We start from the raw sequence: 16678 nt of genomic DNA, 5'->3' as shown, positions 1-16678 counted from the left end.
CCCGAGCTTGCAGGCCAACCCCCCGCGCGGAGCGTCATACCCTTCGTCGAAACGGTAATCTCTAATCACACTCCGGGCGAAGGCCCGGCGCTCCGCCCAGCCCTCCAGACTTCGCTGCGATCGCGCGAAGGCGCCGTCGCACGTCCAAACATCCCAATTCACCCGGCCCAGAATCGCGCCTACAAACGGACCATGGCCACGCTTCGCCCCGACACGCTGGCGACCTCGCTCGCGCGCATCTTCGAAGGTCGCATGGTCGACCGGGCCAGCTGGTTCGCGCTGACCGGCGGCGAGCCGCTGTTCACCGAAGGCGATCCGGCCGACACCCTGTATCTGGTCCGCTCCGGCCGTCTGGGCGTATTTCGAATGGAGGCCGATCAGCCGCCGCACATGCTGGGCGTGGTCAAGGCGGGCGAGCCGGTGGGCGAAATGGCCATGCTGGCCGGCACGCCGCACACCGCCACCGTCGTCGCCCTGCGGGACAGCGAGATTCTGGCCCTGCCGCGCGAAGCCTTCTTCGAGGCCGCCCGCACCGAACCGGACCTGATGGTCGAACTGTCGCGGTTGATGATCCACCGCGCCCGCGAGCGCACGGCGGGCGCGTCCGAGCCCAGCGTCTTCGGCTTCGTCTCGGCCCGTCCCCGCCCCATCCGCGCCTTTGTCGAACGCATCGCCGCGGCCATCCAGGCCATGGGCTTCACCTGTCAGGTCATCGACCAGTCGGCCCTGGCCTCGGCGTCCGAATGGTTCAGCCGGGTGGAGGGCGACCACGACTATGTCCTCTATGTCGCCGAACAGGATCAGCCCGCCTGGGCCAGCCTGTGCGCGCGTCAGGTGGACCGAATGTTCATCGTCGGCAGCGGCCTTCTGGCGCCGCCGTCCGCCGTGCCGCGCCGCCACGGCTTCGGCGACGGCCGCCGCCTGACCGACCTGATCCTGCTGCGCGATCCGCGCATGCATCACCCGGCCAACACGCGCGTCTGGCTGGATGCGCTACAGCCCGACCGCTGGTTCCATTGCGTCGAAGGACTGGCCACCGACGCCGAGCGCATCGCCCGCGTCGTCACCGGCACGGCGGTCGGACTGGTTCTGTCCGGCGGCGGCGCGCGGGCCTATTGCCACATCGGCGCGATCAGGGCCCTGGAAGAGGCCAAGGTCCCCATCGACTTCGCAGGCGGCGCCTCCATGGGCGCGGTCGTCGCCGCCGGCCCGGCCCTGGGCTGGTCCTACGAGCGGCTGGATTTCGAGATTCGGCGCGCCTTCGTCGAGTCCGACCCGCTGTCGGACCTGGCCGTGCCGATCATTGCCATGTCTCGCGCGCGCAAGGTCGCCCGTCTGCTGGAGCAGGCTTACGGCGACATCGACCTAGCGGACCTGGCCCTGCCCTTCTTCGCCGTCTCGTCGAACCTGACCTGGGGCCGGATCGAGGCGCATCGCACGGGCCTGATGCGGCGGGCCATGCGCGCCTCCATCGCCATTCCCGGCGTCCTGCCGCCGGTCGTCATGGACGGTCAGGTGCTGGTGGACGGCGCCGTTCTGAAGAACTTCCCTACCAGCGTGATGCGCCAGCTGAACAGCGGCCCCATCATCGGCGTCGACATGTCCCAGACGCGCGGCGTCGATCCCCAGGCGCTGGAGAATCCGCCGTCCTGGTGGAAATGGGTCCTGTCCGGCGCCTGGAAGGCCGGCCCGCCCATCGTCTCGATCCTGATGCGCTCGGCCACCATCACCACCGACGTCGAGATGACGCAGTCGCGCGCCGACGCCGACGTTCTGGTCCTGCCCTACGTCGCCGGCAGCGATATTCGCGACTGGAAAACCTACGACGGACCCGTCGCCACAGGCTATGAGGCGATGAAGGCCGCGCTGGCCGAACTGACGGTCCCCGTCACCCACCTGAGGCGACGCGTTCCGGTCCTTTAGGTCACAGCGGTGCGCAGGCCCGCTTCAGCCAGTCCAGCGCCTCGCCATCCATCAACGGGCCGACCTTGGCCAGCGTTTCGGCGTGATAGGCGTCGACATAGGCCCGCTCGCCCGGCGTCAGCATCTCGACCGCGATCAGCTTGCGGTCGATCGGCGCGAAAGTCAGCTGCTCGAACCCGTGCATGGGCCGCTCGCCGCCCTCGGGAACCTCAGCCGGCGTCACCACCTGCAGGGTCTCGATGCGGATGCCCCAGTGGCCTTCGCGGTAATAGCCGGGCTCGTTGGACAGGATCATCCCTTCCAGCAGCGGCTGGGACGTGCCCCATTTCGCGATCCGCTGCGGCCCCTCATGGACCCCCAGATAGCTGCCGACGCCGTGGCCGGTTCCGTGATCGTAATCCAGCCCCGCCGCCCACATCGGCGCCCTTGCAATGGCGTCCAGCGCCATGCCGCTGGTCCCGGCCGGGAAACGGATCGTCGCCATGGCGATATGCGCCTTCAGCACCAGCGTGAACTTGTGGCGCTGGTCCTCGCTCGGCTCGCCCACCGCCATGGTGCGGGTCACATCGGTCGTGCCGTCCAGATACTGACCGCCGCCGTCCACCAGCAGCAGCGAGCCCTTCTCGACTTTGCGAATGCTGGCGCCCACCGGCTTGTAATGCGGCAAGGCCCCGTTCGGCCCCGCCCCGGCGATGGTGTCGAAACTCAGGTCCTTCAGCGCCCCGGTCTCCTCGCGGAACCGCTCCAGCGCCTCGACCACCTCGCGCTCGTCCGGCAGGGTCTCCTGCACCACCGTATCGACCCAGTGCAGGAACCGGCTCAGCGCCGCCCCGTCGCGGATATGCGCCTGACGGCTGCCCTCGATCTCCACCGCATTCTTGGCCGCCCGGGGAATGGCGCAGGGATCCATCGCCCGCACCACCGTCGCGCCCGCCGCGTCCAGCCGGTCGAAATACCAGGCCGACGACAGCGACGGATCGATCATGACCTTTTGGCCCGACAGCCCGTCCAGCGCCGCCGGCAGCTGCTCGGTCGCCTCGATGCGGACATCGTCGCCCAGCCAGGCCGGCAAAGCATTCGTCACCTTGGCCGGGTCCAGGAACAGCCGCGCCTTGCCGTCCGCCGCCAGAATGGCCTGACCGATCGGCAGGGGCGAACGGATCACGTCCCCGCCGCGCACATTGAACAGCCAGGCGATCGACATCGGCGCCGTCAGCACCACCGCGTCTGCGCCGGCGTCCGCCACGGCTTTGCCGATCCGCGCCCGCTTGGATGCATGGCTCTCGCCGGAATAGGCGTCCTCATGCGGCACGACCGGCGCCGTCGGCTGGGCCGGACGATCGGCGCCCCAGGCCAGATCCAGCGGATTGGCCTCCACGGCGCGCAACTCGGCCCCCGCCTTCTGCGCCGCCGTCTTCAGGGCCATCAGGGCATCCGGGCTGTGCAGACGCGGATCGTAACCGATCACCGCCCCCCTCGCCGCCGTCTCAAGATAGGCCGCCACGTCATTGAGGTCGCGCCGCTCAAACAGGGCCGGATCGGTCTGGGCCTTCACCTGAACGGTGTAGCGACCGTCGGTGAACATGCTGGCCCGATCCTGGAACACCACCGCCGCCCCGGCCGAGCCGGTGAAGCCGGTCGCCCAGGCCAGCCGCTCATTGGCGTCCGGCAGATACTCGTTCTGATGCTCGTCCTCATGCGGGATCAGAAACCCGTCCAGCCCCTGCTTGGCCATTTCGGCGCGCAGCAGCGGCAGGTGCTTGGCCCCGAAGGACGGGTCGGTCGTCTCGTCGAAAGTCTGGCGCATGATCGATCCTCAGCCCTTGCGCAGTTGCAGGGCGCTCCAGGCGTCGTGATGGATGGTCTGTTCGACCGTGAAGCCCAGCGGCAGATAGGCCTCCAGCACCCGCTCCTCCTGCGTGCGCAACAGGCCCGACAGGATCGCGACCCCGCCGCTCTTCAGCGCCGCCGCGATCTCGGGCGCCAGATGCACCAGCGGCGCGGCCAGGATGTTGGCGAACACCAAGTCATATGGCTGGTGCTGGGCGATGCGCGGATCGCTGAGACCATCGGCGAAATAGAAGTCGCACTTGGCCTCGTTGATCTCGGCGTTCTCATTGGCGATCCGGGCCGAGGGCTCGTCGATGTCGGTTCCGACGGCGATAGGCGTGCCCGTCTTGGCCGCCGCGATCGCCAGCACGCCCGTGCCGCAACCGACGTCCAGCACCTTCTCAAAGCTTTCGGTCTCCAGCAGCTTGTCGAACGCCTCCAGGCAGCCGACCGTGGTGCCATGGTGGCCCGTGCCGAATGCGGCGCCGGCGTCGATCTTCAGCGTGACGCGACCCTCGGGCACCTTACCCTGATCGTGCGCGCCATAGACAAAGAACCGTCCGGCCTCGACCGGCGGCAGACCCGACAGCGACATGGCCAGCCAGTCGGCGTCCGCCAGCTTCTCGACCAGCACCGTCACCGGATATCCCGCCAGCACCGCCTTCAGCCCCTCAACCTCTTCGTCCGTCGTGGGAAAGGCGTCGATGCGCCAGACGTCGTTATCCTCGTCCTCTTCCAGGATCGAATAGGTCGCGCCTTCCAGTCGCGGATCGGCGTCGACGGCCTCTGCGGCGGCCTCTGCGGCGGCGCGAGGGCCACGGGCGATTATCTGAAGTGCGGACTCGGACATTTTTCAAACACCGGTAATATGGCGAATCGTAGCGATCCGGTGCTGAACGCCCGTCGCCACCGCGTTTTTATCAAACCGAGGGGTCGGGGAATACATGGCCAAGTCACCGTCTACGTCTAAACCAGCGTCGCCAAAGCCGGCGACCGCCGCTTCCAAGCCTAAAGCCGCGCCGAAGTCGAGCGCCGTGAAGACCGCCGCCGAGAAAACCGCTGCGCCCAAGGCCGCTGCTAAGCCGGCAGCCGCTGCGCCGAAGGCCGCCGCCGCCAAGGCAGTCGCGCCCAAGGCTGCGGCGCCCAAAACCCCCGCCCCCAAGCCAGCCGCTAAGCCGGTCGCCATCAAGGCCGCAGCCAAGCCGAAACCCGCCCCTGCCCCCAAGGCTGCTCCGAAAGCCGCTCCCAAGGCTGCTGCACCCAAATCGGCCGCCGCCAAGGCGGCAGTGAAGTCTGCAGCTCCAAAAGCGGCCGCCACGAAGGCGACGGCGGCAAAGCCTGCAGCGGCGAAACCTGCTGCCCCCAAGGCCGCCGCTTCGAAAGCAGCCGCCGCCCCGAAGGCCGCGCCTTCCGCCAAGCCGGCCGAGCCCGTCGCCGCGCCCAAGCCCGCCGCCACCCCCGCACCCGCCGCTGCCCCCGCCGCTGCGGCGTCCGCGCCTACGCCGGCTCCCGCTCCCAAGCCGGTCGAAGCACCCAAGCCGGCGCCCGCCGCCAAGCCCGAGGAAAAGGGCTTCTTCGCCAAACTGGGCGACATGATCTTCGGCAAGCGCTGATCGCACTTCCACTCTGATCCAGCAGATCGCCGGACGGCTCGCCCGTCCGGCGATTTTCGTTTGCAGGCTGCGATTTAAGGCCTGCGGCCGGCTGAGCAAAAAACCAGGAATACTTGACTTCTGCGCAGGGGCTTCTATATGCGCCCCAGCCTCGGGACAGGTCTGCGATCCGCGCCGCCCGCTCGCCCAAAGAGGGGCGGTTCCGTCGCTGCTATGCACGCAGACGCTTTCTCTCCCAAGGATTCATGACCGAATTTTCCCAACTGGGCCTTTCGCCCACGACCCTTCAGGCCGTCGCCGACACCGGCTACACGACCGCCACGCCCATTCAGGAACAGGCGATCCCCGTCGCCCTCGCCGGACGTGATGTTCTGGGCATCGCCCAGACCGGCACCGGCAAGACCGCCGCCTTCACCCTGCCTCTGGTCGATCGCCTGTCCACCGGCCGCGCCCGTGCCCGCATGCCGCGCGCCATCGTCCTGGCGCCGACGCGCGAACTGGCTGACCAGGTCGCCGAGAGCTTCGCCAAATACGCCAAGGGCACCAAGCTCAGCTGGGTCCTGCTGATCGGCGGCGTCTCCATGGGCGACCAGGTCGCGGCGCTGAACAAGGGTGTCGACGTTCTGATCGCCACGCCCGGCCGCCTGCTTGATCTGTTCGAACGCGGAAAGATGCTGCTGACCGGCGTCGAAATCATGGTCGTCGATGAGGCCGACCGCATGCTGGACATGGGCTTCATCCCCGACATCGAGCGCATCTTCAAACTGACGCCGCCTCGTCGTCAGACCCTGTTCTTCTCGGCCACCATGCCGCCGGAGATTACGCGCCTGACGACCGCCTTCCTCAAGGATCCGACCCGGATCGAGGCCTCGCGTCCGGCTATGACCGCCGACACCATCACCCAATACATCGTCCGCATCCCGACCTCGGACCCCAAGGCCAAGCGGACCGCCCTGCGCGCCCTGGTCGGCCGTGAGGACGTGCGTAACGGCATCGTCTTCTGCAATCGCAAATCCGAAGTCGATATCGTCGCCAAGTCGCTGAAGACCCACGGCTTCGACGCCGCGCCGATCCATGGCGACCTGGATCAGTCGCACCGGATGAAGACCCTGGCGGACTTCCGCTCGGGCGCACTGAAGATTCTGGTCGCCTCCGATGTCGCCGCGCGCGGCCTGGATATCCCGGACGTCAGCCACGTCTTCAACTACGACGTCTCGCACCACGCCGACGACTACGTCCACCGCATCGGCCGTACCGGCCGAGCCGGCAAGCTGGGCCAGGCTTTCATGATCGTGACCCCGGCCGACGACAAGTCGCTGGATAAGGTCCTGAAGCTGATCAAGAAGGATCCGGAAGAGCTGGTTCTGGACGGCATCGACTTCGCCGCCATCAAGGACGGCCCGCGCCGCGACGACAAACGCACGGGCGAACGCGGTCGCAGCCGGTCGCGCACCAGCAGCGCGCCCACCCCGTCCGCCGAGCCTGGCGACATCGCCCCCGTCACCGCCGCGTCTTCGTCTGAAGAGGCCGAAGCGCCCCGCAGCCGCAGCCGCCGCAAGGCCCGCCCCGAGACGCCGGTCGAAGTCGCGGCTCCCGTCGCCGCCACAGTCGAGGCGGAGGCGACCGTCGAACCCGTCGAGACGGCTCGCGCCCCACGTCCCGACCGTGCAGATCGTGAGCCGCACCTGCTGCAATCCGATCGCCGCGGCGATCGCAAGGCTGACAAGGGCGACACTCAGCGCCAGGGCGTGCGTGGCTTCGGCGACGACATCCCCGCCTTCCTGCGTCGGCCCGTCGTTATCCGCGCCTGAATTCGTACACAACGGCGCGGTGAGACGCCGCGCCGTTTACCCTGCATTACGGAACATCCCGTAGTGTGCGCCCCGACACAGCTCCAGAACAGGAGCTTAGGGGAACAAGAATGTCGAAAAAGGTCGAGACGGCGCTAAGAGCTCCTCAAGCCTATGCTTTGGCGCGCAACGTCATCGGCGAAATGCAAAAGGCCGGCGTCTGGCCCACTCCGCTGAACTTCGAGCTTTGGCTGCATTACATCAGCGACCCCGACGGTCCCCTGGCCCAGGAAATCCGCCGTCTTCTGGCGCAGTCCGCCGTCATCACAGACAAGACGTCAGAAATGCTGGCCGCCGAGTTCCTGCCGCGCGGTCGCCTGCCGGATCAGATTCGCGACGTCGGCGCCGTGCTGGACCGCGAACTGGCCAGCGTCGCCAGCGCCATCGCCATGGCGCACAAGACCCAGCACGATTATGGCGAAACCCTCGCCGACGCCTCGCAATGCATGGAAACTGTCGACGATCCGTCTTCGCTGAAGGATCTGGTCGGCGGCCTTTCGACCGCGACCAACCGCGTGCGCCGCGAAACGGCGATCCTCGAAAAGCGTCTGGAAAAGTCCAACAAGGAAGTCATCCGCCTGCGCGAAAACCTGGAACAGGTGCGCCGCGACGCGATGACCGACGCCTTGACCAATTTGGCCAACCGCAAGGCCTTTGATGAACGGCTTGAGGCCGCCTGCGCCGACGACGACGGCGCGCCGCTCAGCCTGGCCATCCTCGACATCGATCATTTCAAACGGTTCAACGACACCTGGGGCCACCAGACCGGCGATCAGGTGCTGCGCTATGTCTCCACCGTCTTGTCCAACATCTGCGGCAAGACCCGATTCGCAGCCCGGTTCGGCGGCGAGGAATTCGCCATCATCTTCCCCGGTGAAGGCGCCGGCGTCGTGATGGCGGCGCTGGAAAGCATCCGGAACGACGTGGCGTCACGCGCGCTGCGCCGTCGCTCGACCAACGACGACCTGGGCTCAGTCACGGTCTCTGCTGGCTTCGCCCAGCGTCGAAAGGGCGAAACCGCCGCCAGCCTGCTGGAACGCGCGGACGCCGCCCTGTACGAATCCAAACGCGCGGGCCGAAACTGCGTCACGCCGGCGTCATCGCTCGAAAAGGCGGCTTAGGGTCTGACAAGGCCAAGCTTTCTGCCATAGTCGCCCCATGCGCAGCTTCGCCTTCAATGTCGCCTACTGGATCCTGTCGATCGGCTATGGGCTGACCGCCGCCTTCGCCGCGCTCGCCCCCGGTCGCGGCCCGGCCAGTTGGGTCATCCGCCGCTATGTGAAGCGGATGGTTCAGGCCATGGCGATCTTCGCCGGCATCAAACTGGATGTTCGCGGCAAGGATCGGTTGCCCGAGGGCGCCTTCATCATCGCCTCAAAACATCAAAGCTGGGGCGACGGCTTTGCGACCTATGACCAGTTCGACGACATCGCCTTCGTCACCGGCGATCACCTGGAAAAGTTTCCCCTGCTGGGCGGCGTGCTGAAGAAGCTGGGCGCCATCGTGGTCAACTCCTGCGGCGGCCACGAAGCCCGCAAGGCGCTGGCCATGCGCGCCGCCGAGGCCCGCGCCGAGAACCGCAAGATCCTGATCTATCCCGAGGGGCACCTCGCGCCCGTCGGCAAGAAGTTCAAGTATCGCTCCGGCGTCTGGCACATGTACCGCGACTTCGACGTTCCGGTCGTGCCGCTCGCCACCAACCTCGGCCTCTTCTGGCCCGAGGAAAAGTACGAAAAACACCCCGGCACAGCGACGCTGGAGTTCCTCGACCCAATCCCCGTCGGCCTTCCTAAGGACGAGTTCCTGGCTCGCCTCGAAGCCGTCATTGAGACCCGCACCGCCGAGCTCGTCGCCCAGGCCACGGGCCAACCCGTGACGCAGGCCGTGCTGATCGACACACCGATCAAATAGGTTTGCAGACAGCGATCTCGAACAACAAAGGCCGGAGCGATCTCGCTCCGGCCTTTTTCATTTCAGCGCTGGTCGTCAGTTCAGGCGGCGCCGTCGGCCTTCTTCTTGGAGGCTTCCGAGTAGATCAGCAGAGGCTGGGCCTTGCCGTCGATGACCTCGGCGTTGACGACGACTTCCTCGACGCCTTCGAAGGTCGGCAGTTCAAACATGGTCTCCAGCAGGATGCCTTCCAGGATCGAGCGCAGGCCGCGTGCCCCGGTCTTGCGGGTGATGGCCTTTTTGGCGACGGCGATCAGGGCGTCGTCCGTGAAGGTCAGTTCGACGTTCTCCATCTCGAACAGACGCTTGTACTGCTTGACCAGGGCGTTCTTCGGCTCGGTCAGGATCGTGACCAGCGCCGTCTCGTCCAGGTCTTCCAGCGTCGCCAGCACCGGAAGACGGCCGATGAACTCGGGGATCAGACCGAACCGCATCAGGTCGTCAGGCTCGACACCCTTCAGGATGTCGCCGGTGCGACGTTCATCGATCTCCTTGACCTGGGCGCCAAAGCCGATCGAAGCCCCTGCCCCGCGCGCCGAGATGACCTTCTCCAACCCAGCGAAGGCGCCGCCGACGATGAACAGGATGTTGGCGGTGTCGACCTGCAGGAATTCCTGCTGCGGATGCTTGCGACCGCCTTGCGGCGGCACGGAGGCGACGGTGCCTTCCATGATCTTCAGCAGGGCCTGTTGCACGCCTTCGCCCGACACGTCGCGCGTGATCGAAGGGTTGTCAGACTTGCGCGAGATCTTGTCGATTTCGTCGATATAGACGATGCCGCGCTGGGCCCGCTCGACGTTGTAGTCCGACGCCTGCAGCAGCTTCAGGATGATGTTCTCGACATCCTCGCCCACATAACCGGCTTCGGTCAGGGTCGTCGCGTCGGCCATGGTGAAGGGCACGTCGATGATGCGCGCCAGCGTCTGGGCCAGCAGCGTCTTGCCCGAGCCGGTCGGGCCAATCAGCATGATGTTCGACTTGGCCAGTTCGACGTCGTTGTTCTTAGTCGCGTGGTTCAGGCGCTTGTAGTGGTTGTGGACGGCGACCGAGAGCACCTTCTTGGCGTGCGCCTGGCCGATGACATAGTCGTCCAGCACGTCGCGGATTTCCTTGGGCGTGGGCACGCCGTCGGTCGTCTTCTTAAAGCCGATCTTGTGCTCTTCGCGGATGATGTCCATGCACAGTTCGACGCATTCATCGCAGATGAAGACGGTCGGGCCCGCGATGAGCTTGCGGACCTCGTGCTGGCTCTTTCCGCAGAACGAGCAGTAGAGGGTGCTTTTGGCGTCGGTGCCGGCTGCTTTGGTCATAGACCCTTATCTCACTCCCGCGGGTCGGACCGAAATGGCCCAAAACGCGCTTCCCTCACATTGATTCCAGCACTCTGGATGCGAAGGTCTTCAAAAAATGACAATCACCCATCACACGCTCCGGAACAACCCCGAAGGCGGCAAGGGATTGTTGCAGTGCGTGGATGGATCAGTGTCGACGGGGATCAAGGCGAATGTCTGACATGGGTATTGTGCAGGAAATACGCCAGTCCACGGCGAATGGACCTGCCATCGTCGCCTTCGATTTCGACGGCACGCTGACGATTCGAGACAGCTTCACCGAGTTCCTGCGCTGGCGCGCCGGTCCGGGCGCCTGGGCCTTGGGATTGGTCAAGCTGGCTCCGGCGCTGGCCGCCTACGCCAAGGATCGCGACCGGGGCCGGATCAAGGCGGCCTCCGTAAAGGAATTCTTGCTTGGCGTGAGCCGCCAGACGCTGGAAACGGAAGCCGCAGCCTTCGCCGAAGAGATCTGGCCCCGCTTCATGCGCCCCGATGCGCTTGAGGTGTGGAACGACTGGGGCCAACGCGGTGCGCATCGCGTCATCGTGACCGCGTCGCCGACGACGACCGTTGCGCCGTTCGCCCGCAAACTGGGGGCCGAGGCCTTGCTGGGCACTGAGTTTGTCTTCAACGCCGATGACCGAATCACCGGCGACTTCGCCGGTCCCAACTGTCGCGGTGAGGAAAAGGTGCGGCGGCTGAAAGCGGCCTATGGCGATGACATGACGCTCGTCGCCGCCTACGGCGACACCTCGGGCGACACCGAGATGCTGGCGATGGCCCAGCAGCCAGGTTTCCGAATTTTCCGCCGGAAGCCCTGAAACTTAGTTGCCGTCGGCGTCCACGTCGAACACCATCGCCTTGCCGCGCGAGGCCGGATCCCAGCCGGCCTCGATCGCCGAGGCGACAGCGGTGCGGACAGCGTCGACATTGACGCGCTGCTTCTCCACATCTGGTCGGCCGTTGGGCCGAAGTGGCGGCGGAAACTGCACGATGGCTTCACGCTTGAAGTCCGCGTGGCGAAGGGAGACGGCCATGCCCTCCCAGACATTTCCGCCCTTGGGCTGAGGTTGGCGACGAAGCTCCCAGACGTAGCTTTCGCCATCGACATCGACCGTGCCGCTTTGATCTCGTGTGAACTGCATGGCGTTTCCGATAGCACAAAATGAAAAGGGCGCGCCGCAACGGGCGCGCCCTTTTCGCCTTTCGACGGCAGTCTTAGTTGCCGGGCGTCTTCACGCCATCGGCGTCGGCCTGCTCGCGGCGATCGTAGACATGGTCAACGATGCCCCAGGTCTTGGCTTCCTCGGCCGACATGAAGTGGTCGCGATCCAAAGTCTTCTCGACCTCCTCATACGTCCGACCGGTGTGATGGACGTAGATCTCGTTCAGACGACGCTTGGTGTAGCGGATGTCGGCGGCATGCAGTTCGATGTCCGACGCCTGGCCGCGGAAACCGCCCGAGGGCTGGTGCACCATGACCCGCGCATTCGGCAGGGCGATCCGCTGGCCAGCGGCGCCCGCCGTCAGAATCAGCGAGCCAGCCGAAGCCGCCATACCCATCACCACGGTCGAAACCGGGCTCTTGATGTATTGCATGGTGTCGTAGATCGCGAGCGCCGAGGTCACCTGACCGCCGGGGCTGTTGATATACATGCTGATTTCCTTCTTGGGGTTCTCCGATTCAAGGAACAGCAGCTGGGCGCAGATCAGCGACGCCATCCCGTCCTCGAACGGTCCCGTCAGAAAGATGATTCGCTCACGCAGCAAGCGCGAGAAAATGTCGAAGGAACGCTCACCGCGGCTGGATTGCTCCACCACCATCGGCACCAGGTTCATGTTCATCAGTTCGATCGGATCGCGCATTTAGCCTTCTCGGATGCAGTGGCGACGATTCAGCGTCGTCAGCCGGTTATGCTGCATATCGCGTTCGATGACACCCTGCGCAAGACGCCGGGTTCAATCGGACTGCGCGTCTTGCTGGTTCGCCGCTGCACGACGTCCTTTCTGTAGTCGTTCCGCGACCGCCGCCTCCTGCGCGGCGGCGGATGCGCGATCGGGCTCCGCTTCATATAGCGCTTGCAGATAGGCGCGGTCCCAGTCCGTGAGGCCGGTCACGTTCTGAGGATCACCAAATAAATTCAGCACAGTGGGCTGATCGGAGTAGTCGGCGCGGGGATCGACCTGCGCCAAGACGACCATCGCGGCGTAGTCCATCAGAGCCGGCAAAAGGACGCCACTGGCCTTGGTCATATCAATGACGACGGTCGCTGAGTTCAGGTCGTACCGCAGTGGCGACCTCATGCGGCTGACGGCCCGCGATCCAATCGAGGGCGGCTCTCCACCGGCGACACGGGCCGCCAGTTGGCCAGTGTCTGCTGAGACTGGCAGGGAAATGTGCCACCATCGCACTGGCGCATCGCTGGTTTTGAACCGTTCCAGCGCCGCCAAACCCATGTTCGTGTTGTCGATCGGAGGACGGAAACGACGACGCCAACCTTCCACCAGCGCAGATGCGACACTGGGACCATCCTCCGTGGCGATTATGAGCACATTGGCCGAGCAGCCAGGCTCGCCCACTCGAATTTCAAGATCATGAGCGATTTCGCCGATGCGATCGGCAAGCATCTGACCGTAGGGCGCCTTCAATCCGGCGACGCTGACGCACAGCGGCGTATTCCACCGTCCAAGCCGCGCACCGGCGGGCGCGGTCGCAACACGCTGGACAAATTGGCGCGCAGCCTGCCGCGGCGACTGACCCTCGACCGTGATCTCCTCCAGATCTGTCGGGGGCGGCTGTGCCGGATCCTGCGCCTGCGCGCCTGCGGTGATGAGGGCGGCCAGAGCGACAGCGGAAAAAGACATTGAAGACATACCTGAAAAGCAAAATGGGCCCGCACTGCGGACCCATTCGACTTACAATCCAGGAGCCACAACCGCCAGTTACGGTCGCGTAATCGAGCGGAAAATCAGCCCTCGTCCTCGTCTTCTTTCAGCAGCTCTTCCTTCGTGATCGGTTTGTCGGTCACGTCGGCGACGCCCACGATCAGGTCGACGACCTTCTCTTCGTAGATGGGCGCGCGCATCTGGGCGGCGGCGTTGGGGTTCTGGCGGTAGAAGTTCAGGACGGCCTGTTCCTGGCCCGGATAGTTGCGGGCTTCCTGCAGGATGGCGGCGTTCAGTTCCTGGTCGGTGACCTGGACGTTGTTGGCGCGACCGATTTCGGCCAGCACCAGGCCCAGACGCACGCGACGTTCGGCGATCTTGCGGTATTCGGTCTTCAGGTCCTCGTCCGACTTGGCGGCGTCTTCTTCCGGCAGACGACCAGCGGTCTTGTCAGCCTCGACCTGCTGCCAGATGCCGTCGAACTCGGCGTCCACCATCTTCGGCGGCAACGGGAAGTCGTGGGCCTCATCCAGCTGGTCCAGCAGGGCGCGCTTCAGCTTGAAACGGGCGGCGCCGGCGTACTGCTGGTCCAGGTTGGACTTCAGCAGTTCCTTCAGCTTGTCCAGCGACTCCAGACCGATGCGGGTGGCGAAATCGTCGTCGATCTTGGATTCGGCTTCCGCCTTGATGGCCTTCAGCTTGATGTCGAAGGTGGCCTTCTTGCCGGCCAGATGAGCGGCTTGATAGTTCTCGGGGAAGGTGACTTCGATGGTCTTCTCTTCGCCGACCTTGGCGCCCGTCAGTTGCTCTTCGAAACCGGGGATGAAGCGGCCCGAGCCGATCACCAGGTCCGCGTCCTCGGCGGCGCCGCCTTCGAAGGGCTCGCCGTCCAGCTTGCCCAGGAAGTCGATCGTCAGCTGGTCGCCCTCGGCGGCCTTGACGGTCTTGCCCTTCTTGTCTTCGTAGGTCTTGGCCTGACCGGCCAGTTCCGTCAGGGCCTCGTCCAGATCGGCGTCAGACGCTTCATAGGTCGGGCGCTCCAGCTTCAGGGTCTTGGGATCGACCGGCTCGAAGTCCGGCATGATTTCCAGCGACATTTCATAGGCCAGGTCTTCCTGACCGGCGATGACCTTGTCCATGTCCGAGGTCAGCTTCATCTCGGCCGGCGCGGCGGGACGGATCTTGGCCTCGTCGAGCGCCTTCTGGCTGGTTTCGTTCAGCTCGGCGTTGATGATCTCGCCCATGAACTCACGGCCGAAGGTCTTCTTGACGTGGGCGACCGGCACCTTGCCCGGACGGAAGCCTTTCAGCTTCACCTGCGGGGCGACTTCCTTGACGCGGGCTTCGAGCTTTTCGTTCAGCTCCGCGACGGGAATGGTGACCGCGATCACGCGGCTGAGGCCTTCGTTCGACTTTTCGACGACTTGCATGGTCGGGATTCTGACGCTCTGGGGCGCATGAGCCATCGAGACGGCCGGCGCGGAATGGATAAGCAAGAAGGCCGCCCCGTGTGGAGCGGCACCTCGAAGCCCGCCCTTATGTCGAGAAGGGCCCGAAAGGTCAACGCGGGCGTAGTCAGAGCCGGTGGTTTCGCGGCCTTTGCGTGGCTATGTTGACCAAATGAGCCAACCCGCCTCCCCCATCGGCGTCTTCGTCACGCCCGTCACCCCGCTTCAACAGAACTGCACGACCGTCTGGTGCACCGCCACCAACAAGGCCGCCGTGATCGATCCTGGCGGTTCGGTCGATGCAGTCCTGGGCGAGGTCTCGCGGCGCGGCCTGACGCTTGATCAGATCTGGATCACCCACGGCCATCTGGATCACGCGGGCGGCGCAGCAGAAATGCAGGAAAAGACCGGCGCCCAGATCACCGGCCCTCAGAAGGCCGACCAGTTCTGGATCGACCGAATCGTAGAAAGCGGCCGGATGTACGGCCTGCCCGACGCTCGCCCCTTCACGCCCGATCGGTGGTTGGAGGATGGCGACACGGTATCGCTGGGCGAAACGACCTGGGAAGTGCGCCACTGCCCCGGCCATACGCCCGGACACATCATCTTCTTCAATCGCGCGGCGCGATTCGCTCAGGTCGGCGACGTTCTGTTCAAGGGTTCGGTCGGTCGCACCGACTTCCCGATGAGCGATCCGCCCGCACTGATCCGCTCCGTGATCGAAAAGCTCTGGCCGCTTGGCGACGACGTCACCTTTGTGCCGGGCCACGGGCCGATCTCCACCTTTGGTGAAGAGCGACGGACCAATCCGTTCGTGTCTGACGCCGCAATGCGACAGGCCCCGATCCAGCGTGAGCCGTCGGGGCCTGCCTGAGCCTGCTGATCGTGTGGCCTATCGACGCAGGATCATGCCGATGATCACGCCGATGCCCAATGCGTAGAGCGTCGCCTTCATCGGATTGTCCTGAATGTCTTCCTGCACACGATGTACGCGTCCGGAAATCCTCTCGCGCACCAGGCCCGCATCTTCTCTGACGGCCTGGCGGACCGAAGTGGTCTTGCCAAAGCTACGGCCCTCGCCCTCGGCGAGAATGGCGTCCGCCTGTCGGTCCAAACGCTGGGTCAGATCATCGTCCTCCAGGACGATGTCGTCGGGTGATGTCGCGCTTATCGGGGTATTGGTCATGTCGATCTCCGTGGTTCGCTGAACAAACCGGCGTTGCGACCCATGGTTCCTTTTTGAACGCGGGCGATCAGGGTGCGTTGGTTGATCGCACAAGGAGCCGCTCATGACCTATATCGAACCCACTCCGACCACGCCGCAACCCGAAACCCAGCCTGAGCCGGCGCAGCAGCCGGAAATACAGCCTTCAGACACGCCCGATGAAGTTCCGCCGATGGAACCGGATGGTGGCGGCGAAGGTGATTCGCGGCCTTACGGTGCTGGGTAAAGTCAAACTCACGAGCCCTTGAGGATCGCGACAGTAAAACGGAGTTCCCGACGGAACCGTCACCGAGTCACTGGGTTCACTTCAGCAAGCGCAACGGCAGCACTGAAAGGAACACGATGGACAGCCAACCCACACGACCCTCCGGCGTTTCCAAGCGAGGTTTCGCCTCCATGGATCCCGAACGTCAGCGCGAAATCGCGCGCAAAGGGGGCGCAAGCGTCCCCAGCGAAAAACGCAGCTTCTCCCAAGACCGCAGCCTCGCCGCACAGGCGGGCCGCAAGGGTGGAGAAGCGTCGCACGGAACCAAGAAAGACGCGGACGCCGCCGACGGGCAATAGTCGGCGAAACTCGATACAAACAGGGCGGCCCATCGATCGATGCGCCGCCCTTTTTCTT

General features: G+C 65.1%; 17 protein-coding genes. 9 read left to right on the top strand and 8 right to left on the bottom strand.

The genetic code is table 11. The features are described from left to right. Nucleotides 1–192 precede the first annotated feature (192 nt). On the top strand, nucleotides 193–1923 hold the full coding sequence (locus ASF31_RS14160) for a patatin-like phospholipase family protein (protein WP_055755239.1): 1731 nt from the start codon (nucleotides 193–195) through the stop codon (nucleotides 1921–1923). Between the two features lies 1 nt (nucleotide 1924). Here ASF31_RS14160 and ASF31_RS14155 read toward each other — a convergent pair whose 3' ends face one another. After that, nucleotides 1925–3730: an aminopeptidase P family protein gene (locus ASF31_RS14155; RefSeq protein ID WP_055755238.1), complete on the bottom strand. Its 1806-nt coding sequence runs from the start codon at nucleotides 3728–3730 to the stop codon at nucleotides 1925–1927. 9 nt (nucleotides 3731–3739) lie between these two features. Then, entirely contained in the window at nucleotides 3740–4603 is an 864-nt protein-coding gene (locus ASF31_RS14150; RefSeq protein WP_055755237.1) for a 50S ribosomal protein L11 methyltransferase, read from the bottom strand. Between the two features lie 184 nt (nucleotides 4604–4787). Between ASF31_RS14150 and ASF31_RS14540 the strand changes: the two genes are divergently transcribed. From ASF31_RS14540 to ASF31_RS14130, 4 genes are all read left to right on the top strand, one after another. After that, on the top strand, nucleotides 4788–5366 hold the full coding sequence (locus ASF31_RS14540) for a hypothetical protein (RefSeq protein ID WP_156356073.1): 579 nt from the start codon (nucleotides 4788–4790) through the stop codon (nucleotides 5364–5366). A 245-nt stretch (nucleotides 5367–5611) separates the two neighbouring features. Continuing rightward, complete coding sequence (locus ASF31_RS14140) at nucleotides 5612–7177, top strand: DEAD/DEAH box helicase (protein WP_055755235.1); 1566 nt, start codon at nucleotides 5612–5614, stop codon at nucleotides 7175–7177. A 110-nt stretch (nucleotides 7178–7287) separates the two neighbouring features. Beyond that, nucleotides 7288–8337, top strand: coding sequence for a GGDEF domain-containing protein (locus tag ASF31_RS14135; protein WP_055755234.1), 1050 nt, complete (start codon nucleotides 7288–7290; stop codon nucleotides 8335–8337). 37 nt (nucleotides 8338–8374) lie between these two features. Further along, entirely contained in the window at nucleotides 8375–9127 is a 753-nt protein-coding gene (locus tag ASF31_RS14130; RefSeq protein ID WP_055755233.1) for a 1-acyl-sn-glycerol-3-phosphate acyltransferase, read from the top strand. An 80-nt stretch (nucleotides 9128–9207) separates the two neighbouring features. Here the strand turns inward: ASF31_RS14130 and clpX are convergent, their stop codons facing one another. After that, complete coding sequence (gene clpX, locus ASF31_RS14125) at nucleotides 9208–10476, bottom strand: ATP-dependent Clp protease ATP-binding subunit ClpX (RefSeq protein ID WP_055755232.1); 1269 nt, start codon at nucleotides 10474–10476, stop codon at nucleotides 9208–9210. A gap of 194 nt (nucleotides 10477–10670) precedes the next feature. On the opposite strand from clpX, the gene ASF31_RS14120 reads away from it, so the two are divergent. Further along, the gene (locus ASF31_RS14120; RefSeq protein WP_055755231.1) at nucleotides 10671–11318 is read left to right on the top strand and encodes an HAD-IB family hydrolase; all 648 of its coding nucleotides are present in this window, start codon (nucleotides 10671–10673) and stop codon (nucleotides 11316–11318) included. Nucleotides 11319–11321: 3 nt separating this feature from the next. Here ASF31_RS14120 and ASF31_RS14115 read toward each other — a convergent pair whose 3' ends face one another. From ASF31_RS14115 to tig, 4 genes are all read right to left on the bottom strand, one after another. Next, nucleotides 11322–11642 carry a hypothetical protein gene (locus ASF31_RS14115; RefSeq protein WP_055755230.1) on the bottom strand — a complete coding sequence of 107 codons (321 nt, stop codon included), beginning with the start codon at nucleotides 11640–11642 and terminating at the stop codon, nucleotides 11322–11324. 73 nt (nucleotides 11643–11715) lie between these two features. Beyond that, nucleotides 11716–12363 (bottom strand): ATP-dependent Clp protease proteolytic subunit, encoded by a 648-nt coding sequence (locus ASF31_RS14110; protein ID WP_055755229.1) that lies wholly within the window; start codon nucleotides 12361–12363, stop codon nucleotides 11716–11718. A gap of 93 nt (nucleotides 12364–12456) precedes the next feature. Then, nucleotides 12457–13362 (bottom strand): hypothetical protein, encoded by a 906-nt coding sequence (locus ASF31_RS14105; RefSeq protein WP_055755228.1) that lies wholly within the window; start codon nucleotides 13360–13362, stop codon nucleotides 12457–12459. Between the two features lie 104 nt (nucleotides 13363–13466). Continuing rightward, nucleotides 13467–14813, bottom strand: a complete 1347-nt coding sequence (tig, locus tag ASF31_RS14100) for a trigger factor (RefSeq protein ID WP_082465153.1) — start codon at nucleotides 14811–14813, stop codon at nucleotides 13467–13469. 190 nt (nucleotides 14814–15003) lie between these two features. Here tig and ASF31_RS14095 point away from each other — a divergent pair, with 190 nt between their 5' ends. After that, complete coding sequence (locus ASF31_RS14095) at nucleotides 15004–15705, top strand: MBL fold metallo-hydrolase (protein WP_055755227.1); 702 nt, start codon at nucleotides 15004–15006, stop codon at nucleotides 15703–15705. A gap of 18 nt (nucleotides 15706–15723) precedes the next feature. Here ASF31_RS14095 and ASF31_RS14090 read toward each other — a convergent pair whose 3' ends face one another. After that, nucleotides 15724–16017: a hypothetical protein gene (locus tag ASF31_RS14090; RefSeq protein WP_055755226.1), complete on the bottom strand. Its 294-nt coding sequence runs from the start codon at nucleotides 16015–16017 to the stop codon at nucleotides 15724–15726. Nucleotides 16018–16120: 103 nt separating this feature from the next. On the opposite strand from ASF31_RS14090, the gene ASF31_RS14650 reads away from it, so the two are divergent. After that, nucleotides 16121–16282, top strand: coding sequence for a hypothetical protein (locus ASF31_RS14650; RefSeq protein WP_200918650.1), 162 nt, complete (start codon nucleotides 16121–16123; stop codon nucleotides 16280–16282). A gap of 116 nt (nucleotides 16283–16398) precedes the next feature. Continuing rightward, on the top strand, nucleotides 16399–16620 hold the full coding sequence (locus ASF31_RS14085) for a general stress protein (RefSeq protein ID WP_039243609.1): 222 nt from the start codon (nucleotides 16399–16401) through the stop codon (nucleotides 16618–16620). The last annotated feature ends 58 nt before the right edge of the window (nucleotides 16621–16678 follow it).

Source organism: Brevundimonas sp. Leaf280 (assembly GCF_001422455.1).
Classification (GTDB): Bacteria; Pseudomonadota; Alphaproteobacteria; order Caulobacterales; family Caulobacteraceae; genus Brevundimonas.
Note: the sequence above shows the minus strand (reverse complement) of the source record. Positions and strands in the feature narration are given on the sequence as shown.